The following is an 18,287-nucleotide window of genomic DNA, read 5'->3' as shown; positions in this document are numbered from 1 at the left end:
TCAGAGCTTTCGACAGTTGAGGCCGTCGATTTTCACCGGCATCGTCATCTATTGTGGCAGATTCAACACAGTACATCGCAAGTGTATAGGATCGAGACCAATCCACGGACAATTTTTTGACACATTTCAGAACCGCGTGTTAGTCGCAATAGCATTGGGTGAGGGAGTGACTTTATGGTCCGCAGTCTGTTTGCAGCGTCGGTCACGATCGCCGCGCTCGTTTCCGTCACCTCGCTTTCACGAGCCGCAGACCAAGTCGTCGCGCCCCAGGAAGCCACCGGCCCGTCGTGGACCGGATTTTTTGTCGGCGTGCACGGCGGTGGTGCCTTCGGCAATATGGGCTACGACTTCCCGTCGGACCCCAATTCGCTCGATTATAAGTTCGGAGCCGCGGACTTCACCTACGGCGTCCATGGCGGCTTCGATTACCAGTTCAGCAATCGCTGGGTGGCGGGTTTTGAACTGGACTATACGCAAATCGACGCCGACTATTCGCCTTTCGCCGCCGGCGGCTTCGGAACGCTGGTCAAGGCAAAATCGATCTATTCGGTATCCGGTCGCGCGGGCTACCTCGTGACGCCGCAGACGCTGGTCTATGGCCGGCTGGGATATGCCGGCATCAAGCTTGACGATATCGAGCAAGGCTTTTTCGACACTGTTAGCAAGACTGTTGGCGCGGCTGAAATCGGCATCGGCGCTGAAACCTTCCTGTTTGGCAATCTGACGGGGCGGATCGAGGCGAATTATTACCACCCCTTCGACAAGTTCACGAACACTGATGCTGAATCCTTCGATCCCCACTATCTCCTGGTGACGGCGGGCCTGGCCTATCGCTTCAACGCGCAGAACGGCTCCGCCTACCCGGTCCAATCAGCACCCGATATGAATTGGGGCGGTTTCTATGCCGGCGTCGATGGTTCGTACAATTTCGGCAACATGCATCTCGATGTCGATGTGCCAGGCGCAACCGTCGGTCCCTATGGGGCGCAGAGCATCGGCGGCGGAATCTTTGCCGGCTACAATTTCCTTCTGGGCTCTTCCTATCTGCTTGGTGTCGAAGCCGGTGCCGACTACCTTGATGCACGCTTCAAGGATCCGTCGCAGAATTCGCTCGATCCGAGCGCTCCGACGCTGTTTGGCACCGTCAAGGCTGAGCTCTCCCTCACTGCTCGCGCCGGCTACTTCGCCACGCCTTCAACCCTTGTCTATGCCAAGGGTGGCTTTGCTGGTCTGTGGACCGACGCCAATGATGAGTTCTTCGGGCTCGACGGTGGCGGCAGCAAGATGCTGTCGGCCTACCAGATCGGCGGCGGTATCGAATCGGCCCTGACAGACAAGCTCAGCCTGCGTGTGGAAGGCCTGTACACCAAGGCGGTGGATGGCCTGACCGTCGCCAACACCCAGCTTGATCAGAATGAGTTGAAGCCGTCGCTGCTGACCGGCAGGATCGGCCTCGCCTATCATTTCTAGCCCAGGCCAGCTCTCGGCTCGCACGCGATTCTTCGCGGTCCGAGCCGTGCGCGGGCCGCGGTAACGTTACCTCCCGCTTCTCCCTTTGCGCTGCGAAGACGCCTTTCGGTCCCGACCCATTTGAATTATTGTCCGCCTCGGGCGTGTCGACCAAGATGGTCGGTGCCTTTCTCGGGGCGAGAATCGTAAAAACCGGCAGCGCATTCGACGATCGCGGTTCTCGACCGCGATCGAGGCAGCGACGACAGGCATGGGAGACCAAATGGCCAAGACACCAGCATCCGCTAAGCCCGCAAGACCCGCAACACCCAAAAAGGAAGACGGCACGGCGCGCAAGGGCGTCCAGTGGCTTGAAGACCAGATGACCACCCACTTCGCCAATGTGGTCAACGTTCAAGGCACCAGGGAGCAGGTCGACCTGTTCTTCGGCACCAACCGGACCTGGAATGTCGAGGATGGCGGCTCCGTTTCTGTCGAGCTGTCCAATCGCATCATCCTGACGCCCCTGGCGGCGAAACGGTTGTGGACCGTGCTCGGTGGCGTGCTGCGCGAGCATGAGGCCCGCTACGGGTCACTCAACGTCGAGTAAGCGACCGGGAAAAATGGCCAAGGTCACGCAAAGCGACGATGCGGATGAGGCCGAAGAGGCCGCATCCGCCAGTTCCTTGACGCTTCTTGCGCCAGCGCTCTGGAAGCGCCTCTCCGAAGCAAGCACGTCCGAGGATCTGGCCACCGCATGGCTTGCCTTGCAATGCAGCATGATCCCCGGCGCGTCGAAGGGCATCGTGCTCGTTGAAGCGCGTGGAGGGATGCGCCTGCTGTCGGCATGGCCCGAAGCGAACGACGAACCAGCAGACCTCAAGAGCACGACGGAGCTGGCCCTGTCCGAACGCCGTGCCGTGGCACGCGGCGCGACCGCCGATTCCGTCGCCAGTCCTTCCGTGGCCTTCCCGATCCTGCTCGACGACGCCGTCATCGCAGTGGTTGCGGTCGGGATCGCCGTCGCCAAGCCGTCGCAGGCCAAGGAGGCGATGCGGGCCGCCATCCGCCAGATCCAGTGGGGCTCGGCCTGGCTGCGCGACCATCTGCGCGGCCAGCGGGCCAGCACCAATGTGCGCCAGCTCGACCGTTCACGGGCCACGCTCGACCTGATCGCTTCGGTTCTCGAACACCAGCGATTTGCTCCCGCGACCATGGCGGCCGCGACGGAACTCGCGATCCGTTTCGACTGCGCCCGGGTCAGTATCGGCTTCACGCGCCGCGGATCGGCCCGTATCGCCGCCATTTCGCACACCGCGCAGTTCGGCCGTCAGATGGGCCTCGTGCGCGCCATCGGGGCGGCCATGGACGAGGCCATCGACCAGCGCTGTTCCATCCTCTATCCCATCGGCGTCGATGAGCCGATCGCCACCCACGCCCACGGCGAAGTCGCCCGGCTACAGCATGACGGCCAGGTGCTGACGGTGCCGATGTTCGTCGTCGACGCCTTTGTCGGCGCCATCACGTTCGAACGCCGGCGCGGTCATGCCTTCGAGCCTGAGATCGTGCAGATCCTCGACATGATCGCCACCGCCATCGGTCCCATTCTCAACGAGAAACGACTGAACGACCGCTGGCTGATCTTCAAGATCGGCGAGTCGCTCTGGCAGCAGATCAAGCGGCTGCTCGGGCCTGGCTACACCGGCCGCAAGCTCGCCGCGATCGGCCTCGCCGCGGCGGCGGCCTTTGGTTATTTCGCCACCGACACCTACCGCGTCAACGCTGACGCGCAAATCGAAGGATCGGTTCGCCGCGCGATCATTTCCTCCTATGACGGCTTCATCCAGGAGGCCAAGGCGCGGGCCGGCGATGTGGTGAAATCCGGGGATGAACTGGCGACGCTCGAAGACCGTGAACTGGCTCTCGAGCGGCTGCGCTGGGCGACCCAGCGGCAGCAATACAGTTTCGAATACGACAAGGCCCTGGCGACCCGCCAGCCGGCCACGATCAATGTCGTTAAAAGCCAGATCGACCAGGCCGACGCGCAGCTCAAGCTGATCGACGAACAGATCGGGCGCACCAGGATCGTGGCGCCGTTCGATGGCCTCGTCGTGTCCGGCGATCTCAGCCAGCGGATCGGCGGCTCGGTCAGCCGCGGTGAATTGCTTTACGAGATCGCGCCGCTGACCGATTACCGCGTCGTCATGCAGGTCGACGAACGCCAGATCGCCGACGTCAGCGAGGGCCAGAAGGGCGAGGTTATCTTTGCTTCCCTGCCGGAAGAGCATTTCGAGCTGACTGTGGGCAAGATCACGCCGGTGGCGCAGGCCAAGGACGGCAAGAACCTCTTCCAGGTAGAGGGCAGCCTGACGCAGACGTCGCCGCGGCTGCGGCCCGGCATGATCGGCGTCGCCAAGATCGCGATCGACCAGCGTCGGCTCGTCTCGATATGGGCGCGGCCGGTGCTGGAATGGTGGCGCCTGGCAAGCTGGCGCTGGATGCCGTGACGTGGCCAAGTCGCTGTTCAGCCCGTCCTGGTATCGTGTCGCCGAGCTGAAGGTCAGGCTACGCAGGCATGCCCAGATTCACCGGCAGAAATTCCGCGGCGAGATCTGGTACGTTTTGCAGGATCACCAGACCGGGCGCTTCCACCGGCTGTCGGCGTCCGCCAACCTGATGATCTCGCTCATGGACGGCAGGCGCACCTTGCACGAGATATGGGATCTCGTCGGGCGACGCGTCGGCGACGACCCGCCGACGCAGGATGAGGCCATCCACCTGCTTGCCGAACTGCACGCTTCAGACCTTCTGCAGGGCGAGCTGCCGCCCGATTTCCAGGAACTGACCGACCGCTCCGCCAAGCAGGCGCGCAACGAGGTGATCAACAAGCTGCGCAACCCGATGGCGCTGCGCATGCCGCTGTTCGATCCTGACCGGTGGCTCGATCTCACCATGCCGCTGGTTCGGCCACTATTCACCATCTATGGCCTGATCGCATGGCTGGCGCTGGTCGGAACCGGCATTGCGCTGGCGGTGCTTCATTGGTCCGAACTGAGCTCCGATGCATCGGATCGCCTGCTCAGCGCCGGCAATGTCGCCTTGATCATCGCCATCTACCCGCTGGTCAAGACGTTCCACGAAGCCGGCCACGCCTACGCCACCAAAGCGTGGGGCGGCGCGGTGCACGAAGTCGGGCTGATGCTGCTCATTTTCGTTCCGGCGCCCTATGTCGATGCAACCGCATCGACCGCCTTCCGCGAGAAATGGCGCCGCGTGGTCGTCAGCAGCGCAGGCATCATGGTCGAATTCGCATTGGCCGCCGCCGCCATGATCTTCTGGGTCAACGCGGAGCCTGGCCTTGCCCGCGCCGCCGCCTTCAACGTCATGGTCATCGGCGGCATCTCGACGCTGTTCTTCAACGGCAACCCGCTGCTGCGCTTCGATGGCTACTACATTTTCGCCGATCTGATCGAGGTTCCCAACCTCGGCACCCGCGCCAATCGTTACTTCTGGTACCTCGTCCAGCATTACCTTCTGGGGATCACGAATATCGACAATCCGGCCTCGGCGCCGGGTGAGCGCAAATGGCTGTTCGGCTACGCCGTGCTGTCCTTTTGCTACCGCATAATGCTCAGCCTCACCATCGCATTGCTGGTCGCCACCAAGCTGTTCTTCATCGGCGTCCTGCTCGCCCTGTTCACGGTTTTCGGCACCGTGGTGATGCCGATCTTCAAGGGCCTGAAATTCCTCATGACGACGCCACGCCTGCAAGGCCAGCGCGGTCGCGCCATCGCATTGAGCGGAGCCGCTGTTGCCGGGCTCGCCACGCTCGTACTGTTCGTGCCCATGCCATACGGCACGGTGGCGCAGGGTGTGGTCTGGATACCGGACCGCGCCGAAGTGCGGGCCGACACCGCCGGTATCGTCACCGAAATTCTCACCGCGCCGGACACGATGGTTTCGGCCGGAACGCCGCTGCTGCGGCTGGAAGATCCAGGCATTAGCGGCCGCGTCGCGCTGATCGAGGCGCAGCGGCACGAGTTGCAACTGCGTTACGAGGCGGTGCGGTTTTCCGATCGCGTCGAGGCGGACGTCCTGCTCGAGCAGATAAAAAACATGGAGGGCGTGCTCGCCTCGGTAAAGCAGCGGCGTGACGGACTGGTGGTGAGCGCCCATGACGCGGGACGATTCATCCTGCCAAAGGCGGCCAATCTGCCCGGCCGGTTCCTCAACCAGGGCGACCTGGTCGGTTATGTCGTCTCGACCGCCACGCCGCAGTTGCGCGTGATCGTGCCGCAAAGCGAGGTCGATCTGGTGCGCGCGCGCACTGACGGCGTCGAGGTCCGGTACGCGGGCGAGTCCGGAAGGCCGGTGCCGGCCCGTATCAGCCGGGAAGTTCCGGCAGCCCAGTTCGATCTGCCAAGCCTGGCGCTTTCCGTGGAAGGCGGTGGAACCGTCGCCATGCGGTCTGGAAACGACGCCAGCGGCAAGCCGCGTGCGCTGGAAGGATTGTTCGTTTTCGACATAGCCCCCCAGCGGGCAGGCGAGCATCTGCTTCTGGGCAGCCGCGTCTTCGTTCGCTTCGACCACGGCAGGGAGCCGCTGATCTGGCGCTGGGTGCGCACCGTGCGCCAGACCTTCCTGAGCCGCTTCAATGTCTGACGCCGCTCTGATCAGGCCGCCGCTGCCGATCCTCTATGCCGAACGGGAAGATGCCAAGCGGGCGCCACTCGATGAATTCGCCTCGCGTGTCCTTGCCTATGGCGTCGTCGCGGGCTCCGGGCGCCGTGCCCGCCGGCTCGCCGATATCGTGCCCAAGGCAGATGCGTTCGACGGCGAGATGCGGGCGTTGTCGGACGAAGCGCTTCGCCTGCGAGCGCGGCATGTGTCGGTGTCGCTCAGGCGCAGGCGCGGCTTTCCGGAAGAAACCGTCGCCGAATGTTTTGCAATCATCCGCGAGCTGTCGGCGCGTTTGAGCGGCAGGCGCCACTACCCCGTCCAGATGATCGGCGCATATGCGATGATCCGCGGCTACCTCGCCGAGATGGCCACAGGCGAAGGCAAGACGCTGACGGCGGCGTTGGCTGCCGGCACGGCGGCGCTCGCCGGCATGCCGGTTCATGTCGTGACCGTGAACGATTACCTCGCCAAGCGTGACGCCGAGCTCACCCAGCCGATCTACGATGCGCTCGGCCTGTCCGTCGGCGTCGTCGTCAGCGGCCAATCGATGCAGGAACGGCAGGCGGCTTATGGTGCCGACATCACCTATTGCACCAACAAGGAACTGGCATTCGATTACCTGCGCGACCGCATCGTGCTCGGCCAACGCGACGGGAACCTGCGGTTGAAGCTCGAGGGCCTGCAGGACGAGACACCACGCTCGAAGAAATTGCGCCTGCGCGGCCTGCATTTTGCAATTGTCGACGAGGCCGACAGCGTGCTGGTCGATGAGGCTCGAACGCCGCTGGTCATTTCGGGCGAAGCGAAGGGCGAAATTTCGGCAGAGGCGGCGCTGGAGGCGTTGGAACTCGCCGCCACGCTGGAAGCGGGCACCGACTATCTGCTTTTGACCGAACAGAAGCGAGTGGTGTTGACCGATGCCGGGCGCGAACGTGTCGCCGAGTTCGCCGAGGCCCATGGCAAGGAATGGCGCGGTGTCATCGTCCGTGAGGAATTCGCACGCCAGGCACTGTCGGCGCTGCATCTTTTTCATCGCGCCGAGGAGTATCTCGTCCGTGACGGCAAGGTGCAGATCATCGACCAGCACACCGGTCGCCTGATGCCTGACCGCGCCTGGACCGACGGGCTGCACCAAATGATCGAGGTCAAGGAGGGCTGCAAGCCCTCGGCGCGGCGCACCACCATAGCCCGCATGACGTATCAGCGCTTCTTCCGCCGCTATGCACATCTTTCCGGCATGACAGGAACGGCACGTCAGGTCGCCCGTGAATTCTGGAATGTCTATCGGCTACCGGTGGTGGCGATCCCGACGCACCGGCCGAGGCGGCGCAAGAACCTGATCGATCGGGTACTGCCCGACGAAGAGGCCAAATGGGGGCTCGCGGTCGACCGCATCGCCGAGCTGCACGCACGTGGCGTGCCGGTTCTGATCGGCACAGGCTCCGTGGCTTGCTCGATGATCGCCAGCGAGCATCTTGCCAATGCCGGGCTTCCTCACCTTGTTCTCAACGCCGCGCAGGACAGCGCGGAAGCCGCCATCGTCGCGCAGGCCGGCGAACTCGGCCGCATCACGGTCGCCACCAGCATGGCGGGGCGCGGCACCGATATCCATCTGGCCGAAGGCGTCGAGGAACTCGGCGGATTGCACGTCATCATGATGGAGCGCCACGAGGCGCGCCGCATCGATGACCAGCTCGCCGGTCGCAGCGGCCGGCAAGGCCAGCCGGGTTGCTTCCAGGCGATCCTGTCGCTCGACGATCCCCTTGTCGAGTTTGCAGCCAGCCGGGCGTTCAAGAACCTCGCCCGGGCAGCTGCTCCGATCCTCGGTGAAAGGCCGTCGCGCTGGTTGCTGCGCCACGCCCAGCGCCGTGCCGAACGTGTGCACGCGGGCATGCGCAAGGACCTGTTGGCTTCCGACGAGAAACAAAGCCGCACCCTCGCCTTCTCCGGCCGTCCAGAGTGAACCAATGAAGCCAATCGTCGCCGTTGCAGCCGCCCTTCTTTCCGTTGCCACCACCGCCGTCAGAGCCATGACGTTCGACTGCGTCGCCGAGCCGGCGCAGCGCGTCCAGATCGGTACTCCGGTCACCGGTCTATTGGCGTCTGTCGCTGTCGGTCGCGGCGCCCTCGTGTTGCCTGGCGACGTGGTGGCGAAGCTGGAATCGACGGTGGAGGAGGCCAATGTCGCGCTTGCCAAGGCGCAGGCGGAGGCCGACGAGGCCGTGCAGGCGCAGCAGACACGGCTGACGCTGGCCGAAGCAGATCTGTCGCGCTCGAAAAAGCTGGTGAACTCAGGATCCGTCGCCACCTCGAAGGTCGAGGAGCTGGAAGCCAATGTCGAGATCGCCAAGCGCGACCTCGACACCGAGAAGCGCAAGATACTGCTCGCGCAGATCGAGCTTCAGCGCCAGCAGGCACTGCTTGATCGGCAAAGCATCCGCAGCCCAATCAAGGGATTTGTCGCCGAACAGAGCCTGCGCGCCGGTGAATTCGTCCGCCAGGACAGCCCTATCATGACGATCGTGCAGATCGATCCCCTGTTTATCGAGGCCTATGTTCCCGTCGATCTGTGGGGCAAGATCATCGTCGGGACTCACGGCTCGATCATCCTCAACCAGCCTGACCAGCAAAGGCGTGGAGCAGCGGTCACCGTTGTGGACAAGGTTTTCGACGCCGCCAGCGGTACGTTCGGGGTTCGATTGGAACTTCCCAATCCCGATGACCAAATTCCGGCAGGCCAGAGATGTCAGGTCGATTTTGACGTGCAGTCGCAGGCAACCGTCTCGCCCTGATCGCTGTTTGATGGAGAAAAGCAGAACGGACCCACCGATCTGCGCGCGGCGCATCAGTCGCGCGATATGGACAGCCCCGCCAGAAGCGGCGCGTACGCGGCGAGCCTGCGGGATACGAACTCGGTGAAGAGCCGCACGCGCTTCGTCTTGCGTGTCTCCCCCTGCGTGAGAAGCCAGAGCGTTCCGTACATGTGCAGGTTGGTGCCCGGCACCCTCACCAGCAGCGGGTCGGCATCTCCGACGAAGCAGGGCAGCGTCGTCATCCCGAGCCCCTGCCGCACCGCGACGACCTGCGCCTCGGCATCCGTGACCCTGAACGGAACCTCGGCGGTGCGAACCTCACCCTCATGGGCCCAGTCCGGAATTCCATGAATGCTTATGACGATCCACCGGATGGGATCAGGCGCGCCCGCACGCCACGCGGCTAGTCGATCGCGGGATATGTAGATACCGCCGAACAGCTCCGGTCCCTTCAGGCCGTGAAGATTGAGCGGCAGGGTCTTGCGGTCGTAGACGACACGGATCGCCACGTCGGCCTCTCGGTTGGTCAGGTTCGCCAGCTCGCCGGACGACAGGATTTCCATCTCGATGTCCGGATGCAGACGCGCGAAATCGGCGAAGTCCGGCATGAGCAGGTGTGTCGCGAGGGGCGGTGCCAGCGTGACCCGCAGAAGCCCGCGCACGCTCTGGTCGCGGCCAAAGACGCGCGTCTCCAGCTGGTGCGACGACGCTTCCATCTGGGCAGCGAGCTCGAGGACCTCCTCCCCCGCGGTCGTCAGGCGATAGCCCGAGGGCAGCTTCTCGAACATGTGCGCCCCGAGGCGTTCCTCGAGTTGGGCGATGCGTCGCAGCACGGTCGAGTGGTTCACACCGAGGCGCTCGGCGGCGGACCGCACCGAGCCGCCGCGCGCGACGGCAAGAAAGTAGCGAACGTCATCCCAGTCGATCATGGTGCAATCTCGCACCGCGCGGTGCGCCTTCCAAAGCCCAAATCTAACACATCGAACCGTATCTCGTCTGTGGGCAGCACGATGGTCATCGTAGCCCAATGCGGACAAAGAGGCCCCAATTCCGAACAGCCGACGCCCATCGTCGCGGCTGGCTTGGGTCGTTCAGCCGGATCGATTTCGCACCACCGATATGCGCGTTTCCGCACTCAACGCCTGAAGCCGGCAGACCTATTTCGAGGCTCTCGGGGATCTCCCCGAACGACCAAAGGCAGAGCCTGAAAGGAAAAGTCATGGGAAAGCTGGACGGTAGGGTTGCAGTCGTCACGGGTGGATCGAGCGGGATGGCGCTGGCGAGCGCCAAGCGGTTCGTTGAAGAAGGCGCCTATGTTTTCATCACGGGCCGGAGACAGGAGGCGCTGGACGAGGCGGTCAAGCTGATTGGCCGGAACGTGACCGGCGTGCGTGGCGACGTGGCCAATCTCGAGGACCTCGACCGCCTGTTCGATACGGTCAAGCGGGAAAAGGGCAAGATCGACGTCCTGTATGCGAGCGCCGGCACGGGCGAAGCCGTCCCACTGGGCGAGATTACCGAGCAGCACTTTGATGCGACCTTCAACCTGAATGCGCGCGGGACGCTGTTTACGGTTCAGAAGGCGTTGCCGCTCTTCAACGATGGCGGATCTATCTTCATGACCGGGTCAGTTGCTTCGGTGAAAGGTTTTCCTGGTTACGGCGTTTATTCGGCGAGCAAGGCGGCGCTGCGCTCATTCGCACGCACTTGGCTCAACGAACTGAAGGGCAGGAATATCCGCGTGAACGTGCTGAGCCCGGGGCCGATCGCCACACCGATGCAGGACCAGGTTCTCACCGAGGAGGCGAGGCGGATGTTCGAATCCCTGATCCCGCGGGGAAAGATGGGGCGCCCTGAGGAAATTGCGGCGGTCGCGCTGTTTCTTGCTTCAGACGATTCGAGCTTCGTGAATGGGGTGGAGTTGTCTGTCGACGGCGGCTTCTCGGCCATCTGAAATCGCGCCGGATCGCGGGAAGCGGCTAACCGGCGAAAACTAGCATGTCCATGGTTGAACGGCGGGACGCCTACGCGAAGGTCGCCACGCAGCGAAACGGACAACCCAGCGCCGTTGAAGGCCAGGGAATCAATGCCAACACAGATCGGAGAAATACTATGAGCTATGCGATTGTAGGATTCGGTAAGATAGGCCAGGCCCTCGCCCACGCCTTCGCCCGTAGGAACATCGACGTGACCGTCGCGAGCCGCCGGCCGCCCGAGGCGTTGGCGCCGCAAGCTCGGGCGATTGGACCCACCGTCGTCGCCAAGTCGCTGCGGGATGCGCTCGAGGCCGACACAATCATCCTGGCGGTCCCGTTCGGGGAACATCGCGAGGTTGCGAAGGCCCTGCCGAGTTGGAAAGGCAAGACGGTCATCGATGCGATGAATGCGTTGGTTCCCCTTGAGGAACTGGACGGTCTCCTGTCCTCCGCCTTCGTTGCGAAGTCGTTCGCCGGCGCCAAGTTCGTGAAAGGCTTCAATCACTTGATCGCAGCCACCCTGGCCACCGATCCGGTTGTCGAGGGCGGCCACCGGGTCGTCTTTTTGTCGAGCAACGATGAGGACGCGACCGCTCCCGTGGCGGATTTGGCCAAACAACTCGGGTACGCACCCGTCAAGCTGGGAAAGCTCGACGAGGGTGGCGCGCTGGTGCACGCACGCGGTCGCACTTGGGGCCAGCTCATCTTCCAGGATTTGTTCAAGAAGGAGCAGTAATCGATCCACGACCCGTGTGATCGACGCCGAGGACTGGTCGCGCGCTAACTTCTTCGAGCAGCGCGCGACCGAATATTTGCAGGCCACAAAGTCGCGAAGGTACTGTGCGGAGCCATCAGGATCGAATGTATGTAGCGTCTCGACCAGAGCTTTGTGCACTTGGAGCGGTGCAACTTCAAACCAGGATGGGTGAACCGCTCCAAGTACTTTCTGCCTAGACTATCTTTAGTTGTGCCGGATTTCCGTGCCGAGCACTTTCAGGCATTCCCGAATGAAGGCTGCCAAGGCCGTCCAGCCTTTGGCTGAAACCATCGTCCCGTCGACATAAGCCTCCGTGGGAGACAGGTCGATGTAGGTGCCGCCGGCGAGTGTGACTTCCGGCTCGCAGGCCCCCAAAGCGCCAACCTTCTTGCCGCGCACGACGCCATCGACTGCAATGAGAATCTGAACGCCATGGCAGATCGTGAAGATCGGCTTTTGGGCTTCGTGGAAATGACGCACGATCGCCTGAACGCGCTTGTCGGTGCGGATGTACTCGGGGCCACGACCGCCAGCGCAATAGACCGCGTGGTATTGGTCGAGCTGCTTCTCAGCGTCGGAAAACGTCTTGTTGATCAGCGCGTAGTGGCCGAGCTTTTCGGTATAGGTCTGGTCGCCCTCGAAATCGTGCAGCGAGGTCTTGATCACGTCTCCGGCGCTCTTGTCCGGGCACACGACGTGGACCGTGTGACCCACGGCTTCCATCGCCTGCTGATAGACGAAGATTTCGTATTCTTCGGTGAACTCACCGGTCAGCATCAGTATCTTCTTGCCTGGCATGGCTCTTCCTCTCGGTTTTGGCTCGGCAAGGCGCAGATCGCGCCTTGCCTTTCTGGGAATCGGATCGGATCAGAATGGCGAGTCAGGGAAATAGTATTCCTTGGCATTGGCCTGGGTGATCAGCGGCGCATCGAGCTTGACGGTGCCGCGGACAGGTGCCTGGCCGATCAGATTGGCAACGGTCATGTAGATCGCCGTCTTGATCATCGACGGCGGGTATGGGGTCTCGACCGGAGTCATCGCGTCGCCGTCGATCACCTTCTTGACGATGTCCTTCATGCCATTGCCACCGAGGGCCAGCTTGATATCGGTCCGGCCCGATTGCTTCACGGCCTCGAGCACGCCAAGCAGCATGTCGTCGTCATTGGCCCAGACCGCATCGATATGCGGATACTTGGCCAGGTAGTCCTGCATCAGCTTGAAGGCCTCGTCGCTGTTCCAATGCGCGTACTGGATGTCCAGCACCTTCAGTCCGGTGCCCTTGATCGTGTCTTGGAAGCCCTTGATGCGCTCGTCATCGATGACCGTCGGAATGCCGCGCAGCACCACGAGATCGCCCTTGCCACCCAGCTTGTCGATCATGAACTTCGCGGTATTGGAGCCCACCGCGATGTTGTCGCCGGCGAGATAGAGGTCCTGAATCGAGGAATCGGTCAGCCCCCGGTCGACGACCGTGATGAAGGTCCCCGCGCCCTTGATGGCCTTGACCGGCTGGGTCAGTTCTTCCGAACTGTATGGCAGGATGACCAAGGCATCCAGTTTGCGGCTGGCGGACAGATCCTCGAGCGCGCTGACCTGCTCGGCGGCCGATGGCGACGTTTTGACGACCACTTCCACGCCGGGGAATGCCGCGTTGATTTCCTTGGCGGCCTGCTGGGCATGATAGACGACGCCCGCGGTCCAGCCATGGTCGGCCGCCGGTATCGACACCGCGACGACCTTCTTGTCTTGTGCCATGGCCTGGCCGGCCAGCAGCAGCGAGCCAAGGGCGGCCGCCGCGATCCATTTTCTACTCAACATTCTCTTCTCCCATTGGACCTACAAAAACCTGGCTCCCGCGTGGTCCGGACACGAGGCTATTTCGAATTGGAAAACCGCTGGATGAGCATGGCGATGATGATGATGACGCCCTGAACGGCGGCCACGAGGTACTCGGAAACAAAGTCCGACAGCACCATCAGGTTGGCGATCAGTTCCAGGATGACCGCGCCTGCGACTGTTCCCCACACATGGCCCTTGCCGCCGCGCAATGCGGTGCCGCCGATCACCACGGCGGTGATCACCTGCAACTCCCAGAGCTGCCCGGTGGTCGGCGTGGCGGCGCCAAGGCGCGGCACGTAGCAGATCGCGGCGATCGCCACGCACGCGCCCTGGACGATGTAGGCGATGGTGCGCGTCTTGATGACCGAGATGCCGGAATAGCGCGCGACATCCTCATTGGCGCCTACAGCCGCGCATTTGCGTCCGTATTTCATCTTGTAGAGGATGAAGGATGCGACGGCCGCAACCGCGATGGATATCAGGATCGGGATCGGAATACCGGCGACCGTACCGAAATAGACAGGTCGGTAGGCGTCGCGCAGCGACCGGTCGATCGGGATCGTGCCGCCGTCGGTCAGATAGGTGATCAGCGCCCGGAAAATTCCCATCGTGCCAAGCGTCGCGATGAACGGCTCGATCCGGCCGACCGTGACGATCAGCCCGTTGGCGAGCCCACACAGCAACCCGACCAGGATCGCAACGACCATTCCGGCGGGAATGGCCCACAGGCCGGCATGCGGTGCCATCGCGTTCATGAACATGATGGTGATGCCGGTGACGAAAGCGGCCATCGAGCCGACGGAAAGATCAAGCCCTCCCGACGAGATCACGAACGTCGCACCTACCGCGATGATCGCGATGAAGGCGCTGCGGGTGATCACGTTGGCAAGGTTGGTGGCCGAGAGAAAGTCCGGATTGATAAGAAAGCCCGCCACGAGCAGGGCAGCCAATGCCAGGAAAGGTCCGACGTCGGTCCAGGTGAGATTCAAATCGCTGATCCGGCGCGTCGTCGGGGATCCGGTCATGACAGCCATTCTGTTTCTCCCTTGGCCTTTGGCCCCGGCTTCGGGCCGCTGGTTGCCAGCAGCGCCACATTGCTTTCAGTCATTTCGGCGCCGCTGACTTCTCCGGTGACATGCCCCTCACGCATCACCAGGATGCGATCGCAGATGCCGATCAGCTCCTGCATCTCCGAGGAGATGACGATGCAGGCCTTCCCCTTGGCGACCAGGCCGTGGATGAAGGCGTAGATCTGCGCCTTGTTGGCGATATCGATGCCGCGCGTCGGCTCATCGATGATGACCACCGACGGGTTGGTCAAAAGGATCTTGGCCAGAAGCAGTTTCTGCTGGTTGCCGCCCGAGAGTTGGGCCGCCTTTGCGGCCGGGCTTTTCACCCTGATGTCATAGGTCTCGACGGCCTTTTCCAAGGCCTCCGTTTCGCGTCGGCGGCCTATCGAAAGGCCGGGATGGAAGACGCCGAGCGCGGAGAGTGTCAGATTGGGTGCCAGGCGCTCCTGCAGCAGCAATCCCTTGCCCTTGCGGTCCTCGGTCAGGTAGCCGATGCCGGCGTCGATCGCGGCGCGCTGCGACTGGAAGTGGACCGGCTTGCCCTCGAGCTCGACCGTCGCGGTTGCCGGGCGCAGGCCGACGATACCCTCGAACAGCTCGGTGCGGCCGGCGCCGACCATCCCGGCAAAGCCGAGTATCTCGCCCTTGTGGACCGTGAACGATACATCCTCGGCATAGCCGGGAACGGTGGCGTTCCTGACACTCAGCATCGGGATATCGGATGATGCCCCGATCTTTTCGGGGTAGAGCGCGGCCAGTTCACGCCCGACCATGAGGCGCGCCATGTCCATCTGGTTCAGCGTCTTGCCGGGATAGGTGCCCACCATCTTGCCGTCGCGCAGCACGGTCACCTTGTCGGCGACCCTTTGCACCTCGTCCAACCGGTGGCTGATATAGAGCACGGCGGTGCCGTGGGCCTTCAACTGCAGAACGATCTCCAGCAGCCGTTCGACCTCACCGCCGGTCAGCACGGCGGTCGGTTCGTCGAAGATCACCACCTTGTAGTCGTCGAGCAGCGCGCGGGCGATCTGCACCATCTGCCGGTCGGCCAGCGAGATGTCGCGCACCAACGCGGTCGGCGATACGAAACAGCCGATCTGCGCCAGCTTCTCGGCCGCCAGCCGCCGCATGGTACGGTCGTCGACGACCGGGCCGCGCGAAAGCTCACGCCCGAGAAACAGATTGTCCGCCACCGTCAACGCCTCGGCGAGCAGGATCTCCTGATGCACCAGTGCGATGCCGGCATCCTGGGCCTGGCTGGGTTTGGTGAATTTCACCGGGTGGCCGTTCATCGACAAGGTGCCGCTGCTTGGCTCGACATAGCCGGACAGCAGCCTCATCAATGTCGACTTGCCGGCCCCGTTTTCGCCGATGATGGCGTGGATCTCACCGGGCAGGACGTCGAGCGTGACGTCCGCGAGCACCGTCACCGGGCCGTATTGTTTCGACAGGTGCCCGGCGCTCAGCACCGGCTCGACGGCGCCCGGCATGTCACCAGAGGGCAGCGTGCTTCCTCCCTCCCCTGCGATATTGGCGGCAATGGACATCGGTTCCAGCCTCAATCGAATGCCGGAAGCAAGCGATCGCGGGAATGCTCGATATGGACGCGCATAGCCTCTTGGGCGGCGTCCGGGTCGGCGCGACCGAATGCGGCGAGAATCGCCTCGTGTTCGTCGAGCGCTTCCTCGGTCACGCGGGAATGGTACATCAGGCGGAAGATGTGGAAGTGGGTGTGCTGGTGGCTCAACGTCTCCCGAATGAGTTCGTTTTCGGAAAACTCCATGATCTTGTCGTGGAAGATCGCGTCCTGCCGGGCGAAATTCGAATAGCGCAGGCGATCGTCCTTGCCTTCGCGCCGTGACATCACGCCGGCCGCTTCCAGCAAAGTGTTGAGCTTCGCTTCGTCCATGGCAGCGGCGGCTTTCGCCGCGGCATGCGGTTCAAGCAGAAGGCGCATCTCGTACAATTCATCGAAACGGCGACGGGTAATCTGGGGTGCCGCTCGGTAACCAATGAGATGCGTCTTGAGCACCAGGCCTTCACCCTCGAGGCGGCCGAGCGCCTCCCGGATCGGCGTGTGCGAGACGTTGAATTCCTTGACCAGGCTATCGACGGTGATGCGTGAACCCGGCGCGATCTTCAGCGCCATAAGCTGAGCGAAAATCGCTTCGTAGACATCCTCGACCAAGCTGTTGGAACGCTGGATGCGACCGCCGCCGGCGGTCGTTTCAGTCGTGTCGGTTAAGTTCGCGGTCTGCATCTTTTTGCCTCTTGACAGTGAGGACTGCTAACACGATGCTCTGGCCGATGCAATCCTATATCCTATACGATTTTAAAGCGGATATGTTTTTTGAACCGTCACGAGGGTGCTGCAGGGCGTCCAAGAGCCTGTGCGGACAGATGGCGGATCCGTCGCGATAGCCTTCCCCAGTTCCCAGTTGAGCCGCCGTCAAAGGACAAAAGATCATCATGAGCCTCTTCGCCGCCCTCCGGCTTCCGCGTGAAATCCTTTTCGGGAAAGGCCAGCGCCACGCGCTGCCGACAGTCGCCGCCAGGTTCGGGCGGCGCGCGCTGATCTGCACCGATGAGCGTTTCGCCGGCACCGAGGTGTTCGCGGAGGTGGTCAAATCGCTCCAGGCCGCCTCGATCGAAGTGCTGGTGCACGACCGCGTCCTACCTGATGTGCCGCGTGACACCGTCAGCATCTGCGTCGACGAGGCGAAAGCGTTCCGGCCTGAGATGGTGATCGGCATCGGCGGCGGCAGCTGCCTCGACTTTGCCAAATGCACCACCTTGCTGCTCAGCCATGGCGGCAAACTCCAGGACTATTATGGGGAGTTCAAGGTGCCCGGTCCCACGCTGCCGCTGATCGCCGTGCCCACCACAGCGGGCACCGGCTCCGAAGTGACGCCGGTCGCGGTGATCTCCGATCCCGACCGGACGCTCAAGGTCGGCATATCGAGCCCGTATCTGATCGCCACGGTTGCCTTGTGCGATCCCGACCTGACGATGACCTGTCCGCCCGGGCTGACAGCGATCGCCGGCGCCGACGCATTGACACACGCAATCGAGGCCTTCACCGCCATGCGGCGCGGCGAGGACCCGGACCTGCCGCAAAAGCACGTGTTCATCGGCAAGACGGCGTTGACCGATCATTTCGCGCTGCTGGCCATAAAGCTGCTGGGGCGCAGTCTGCAGAAAGCCTGCACGGACGGCACCGATGCCGATGCGCGTGCCGATGTGATGATGGGCGCGTTGGCGGCAGGGTGTGCATTCGGCACCGCCGGAACGGCGGCGGCGCATGCCGTGCAATATCCCGCCGGGGCGCTCACGCACACCGCGCACGGCTTGGGTGTGGCAACCATGATGCCCTACGTCATGACCTACAACAGACGTGTGGCCGCCGCCGAAATGGCCGAGATCGGTCGCGCGCTCGGGCTCTCCGCGGATGGGCGCAGTGAAGACGAGCAGGCCGGCGCTGCCATAGAGGAGATCAGGCGGCTGTTCGCGGCGATCGGCATCACCTCGACGCTGGCGGATCTTGGCCTACCCGCTGATAAACTAGACTGGACCGCCGAGCAGGCGCTCGGCATCGACCGCCTCATCAAGAACAATCCGCGCCCATTCGATCTCGCCACCATGCGACGCCTGGTTCAGGCAGCCCACGACGGCGACCTCGCGGCCTGCGCCAATTGAACGAACG

At 63.0% G+C, this 18,287-nt stretch carries 15 protein-coding genes; 9 read left to right on the top strand and 6 right to left on the bottom strand.

From position 1 onward, the window contains the following. Positions 1-174 precede the first annotated feature (174 nt). From FJ977_RS26610 to FJ977_RS26585, 6 genes are all read left to right on the top strand, one after another. Positions 175-1,470 (top strand): outer membrane beta-barrel protein, encoded by a 1,296-nt coding sequence (locus FJ977_RS26610; RefSeq protein ID WP_140775124.1) that lies wholly within the window; start codon positions 175-177, stop codon positions 1,468-1,470. Positions 1,471-1,732: 262 nt separating this feature from the next. After that, the gene (locus FJ977_RS26605) at positions 1,733-2,059 is read left to right on the top strand and encodes a DUF3467 domain-containing protein (RefSeq protein ID WP_140775123.1); all 327 of its coding nucleotides are present in this window, start codon (positions 1,733-1,735) and stop codon (positions 2,057-2,059) included. Positions 2,060-2,072: 13 nt separating this feature from the next. After that, positions 2,073-3,956 carry an HlyD family efflux transporter periplasmic adaptor subunit gene (locus FJ977_RS26600; RefSeq protein WP_140775122.1) on the top strand — a complete coding sequence of 628 codons (1,884 nt, stop codon included), beginning with the start codon at positions 2,073-2,075 and terminating at the stop codon, positions 3,954-3,956. Position 3,957: 1 nt separating this feature from the next. After that, the gene (locus tag FJ977_RS26595) at positions 3,958-6,111 is read left to right on the top strand and encodes a PqqD family peptide modification chaperone (RefSeq protein ID WP_140775121.1); all 2,154 of its coding nucleotides are present in this window, start codon (positions 3,958-3,960) and stop codon (positions 6,109-6,111) included. Further along, a complete protein-coding gene (locus FJ977_RS26590; protein ID WP_140775120.1) occupies positions 6,104-8,092 on the top strand; it encodes a preprotein translocase subunit SecA in 1,989 nt (662 codons plus the stop codon). Before FJ977_RS26595 ends, FJ977_RS26590 begins: the two co-directional genes overlap by 8 nt. Before the next feature lie 4 nt (positions 8,093-8,096). Next, entirely contained in the window at positions 8,097-8,921 is an 825-nt protein-coding gene (locus FJ977_RS26585) for an efflux RND transporter periplasmic adaptor subunit (protein ID WP_140775119.1), read from the top strand. Between the two features lie 53 nt (positions 8,922-8,974). Here FJ977_RS26585 and FJ977_RS26580 read toward each other — a convergent pair whose 3' ends face one another. Beyond that, positions 8,975-9,871 carry a LysR family transcriptional regulator gene (locus FJ977_RS26580; protein WP_140775118.1) on the bottom strand — a complete coding sequence of 299 codons (897 nt, stop codon included), beginning with the start codon at positions 9,869-9,871 and terminating at the stop codon, positions 8,975-8,977. Between the two features lie 290 nt (positions 9,872-10,161). On the opposite strand from FJ977_RS26580, the gene FJ977_RS26575 reads away from it, so the two are divergent. Both FJ977_RS26575 and FJ977_RS26570 read left to right on the top strand, forming a co-directional pair. Next, positions 10,162-10,896, top strand: a complete 735-nt coding sequence (locus FJ977_RS26575) for an SDR family oxidoreductase (RefSeq protein ID WP_140775117.1) — start codon at positions 10,162-10,164, stop codon at positions 10,894-10,896. A gap of 158 nt (positions 10,897-11,054) precedes the next feature. Further along, the gene (locus FJ977_RS26570) at positions 11,055-11,654 is read left to right on the top strand and encodes an NAD(P)-binding domain-containing protein (protein ID WP_246683339.1); all 600 of its coding nucleotides are present in this window, start codon (positions 11,055-11,057) and stop codon (positions 11,652-11,654) included. Between the two features lie 225 nt (positions 11,655-11,879). Here the strand turns inward: FJ977_RS26570 and FJ977_RS26565 are convergent, their stop codons facing one another. From FJ977_RS26565 to FJ977_RS26545, 5 genes are all read right to left on the bottom strand, one after another. Next, on the bottom strand, positions 11,880-12,473 hold the full coding sequence (locus FJ977_RS26565; RefSeq protein ID WP_140775116.1) for a DJ-1/PfpI family protein: 594 nt from the start codon (positions 12,471-12,473) through the stop codon (positions 11,880-11,882). 69 nt (positions 12,474-12,542) lie between these two features. After that, complete coding sequence (locus tag FJ977_RS26560; protein ID WP_140775115.1) at positions 12,543-13,493, bottom strand: substrate-binding domain-containing protein; 951 nt, start codon at positions 13,491-13,493, stop codon at positions 12,543-12,545. Between the two features lie 56 nt (positions 13,494-13,549). Beyond that, positions 13,550-14,548, bottom strand: coding sequence for an ABC transporter permease (locus tag FJ977_RS26555; RefSeq protein WP_056565103.1), 999 nt, complete (start codon positions 14,546-14,548; stop codon positions 13,550-13,552). Then, on the bottom strand, positions 14,536-16,131 hold the full coding sequence (locus FJ977_RS26550; RefSeq protein WP_140775114.1) for a sugar ABC transporter ATP-binding protein: 1,596 nt from the start codon (positions 16,129-16,131) through the stop codon (positions 14,536-14,538). The genes FJ977_RS26555 and FJ977_RS26550 overlap by 13 nt, the downstream gene beginning before the upstream one ends. Before the next feature lie 11 nt (positions 16,132-16,142). After that, positions 16,143-16,844, bottom strand: a complete 702-nt coding sequence (locus FJ977_RS26545; protein ID WP_140775113.1) for a GntR family transcriptional regulator — start codon at positions 16,842-16,844, stop codon at positions 16,143-16,145. Between the two features lie 209 nt (positions 16,845-17,053). Between FJ977_RS26545 and FJ977_RS26540 the strand changes: the two genes are divergently transcribed. Next, positions 17,054-18,280, top strand: a complete 1,227-nt coding sequence (locus FJ977_RS26540) for an iron-containing alcohol dehydrogenase (RefSeq protein WP_140775112.1) — start codon at positions 17,054-17,056, stop codon at positions 18,278-18,280. Positions 18,281-18,287: the final 7 nt, after the last annotated feature.

It is taken from the genome of Mesorhizobium sp. B2-1-3A (genome assembly GCF_006442655.1).
Lineage (GTDB): Bacteria > Pseudomonadota > Alphaproteobacteria > Rhizobiales > Rhizobiaceae > Mesorhizobium.
The sequence above is the reverse complement of the archived record's forward strand: the minus strand, read 5'-3'. Positions and strand labels throughout refer to the sequence as shown.

Excerpts from the sequence above, each read along its gene's own strand:
- FJ977_RS26580 (WP_140775118.1), bottom strand. The coding sequence starts at position 9,871 with ATGATCGACTGGGATGACGTTCGCTACTTTCTTGCCGTCGCGCGCGGC.
- FJ977_RS26585 (WP_140775119.1), top strand. The coding sequence starts at position 8,097 with ATGAAGCCAATCGTCGCCGTTGCAGCCGCCCTTCTTTCCGTTGCCACC.
- FJ977_RS26590 (WP_140775120.1), top strand. The coding sequence starts at position 6,104 with ATGTCTGACGCCGCTCTGATCAGGCCGCCGCTGCCGATCCTCTATGCC.
- FJ977_RS26610 (WP_140775124.1), top strand. The coding sequence starts at position 175 with ATGGTCCGCAGTCTGTTTGCAGCGTCGGTCACGATCGCCGCGCTCGTT.
- FJ977_RS26540 (WP_140775112.1), top strand. The coding sequence starts at position 17,054 with ATGAGCCTCTTCGCCGCCCTCCGGCTTCCGCGTGAAATCCTTTTCGGG.
- FJ977_RS26575 (WP_140775117.1), top strand. The coding sequence starts at position 10,162 with ATGGGAAAGCTGGACGGTAGGGTTGCAGTCGTCACGGGTGGATCGAGC.
- FJ977_RS26570 (WP_246683339.1), top strand. The coding sequence starts at position 11,055 with ATGAGCTATGCGATTGTAGGATTCGGTAAGATAGGCCAGGCCCTCGCC.
- FJ977_RS26545 (WP_140775113.1), bottom strand. The coding sequence starts at position 16,844 with ATGCAGACCGCGAACTTAACCGACACGACTGAAACGACCGCCGGCGGC.
- FJ977_RS26605 (WP_140775123.1), top strand. The coding sequence starts at position 1,733 with ATGGCCAAGACACCAGCATCCGCTAAGCCCGCAAGACCCGCAACACCC.
- FJ977_RS26565 (WP_140775116.1), bottom strand. The coding sequence starts at position 12,473 with ATGCCAGGCAAGAAGATACTGATGCTGACCGGTGAGTTCACCGAAGAA.
- FJ977_RS26560 (WP_140775115.1), bottom strand. The coding sequence starts at position 13,493 with ATGTTGAGTAGAAAATGGATCGCGGCGGCCGCCCTTGGCTCGCTGCTG.
- FJ977_RS26550 (WP_140775114.1), bottom strand. The coding sequence starts at position 16,131 with ATGTCCATTGCCGCCAATATCGCAGGGGAGGGAGGAAGCACGCTGCCC.
- FJ977_RS26555 (WP_056565103.1), bottom strand. The coding sequence starts at position 14,548 with ATGGCTGTCATGACCGGATCCCCGACGACGCGCCGGATCAGCGATTTG.
- FJ977_RS26600 (WP_140775122.1), top strand. The coding sequence starts at position 2,073 with ATGGCCAAGGTCACGCAAAGCGACGATGCGGATGAGGCCGAAGAGGCC.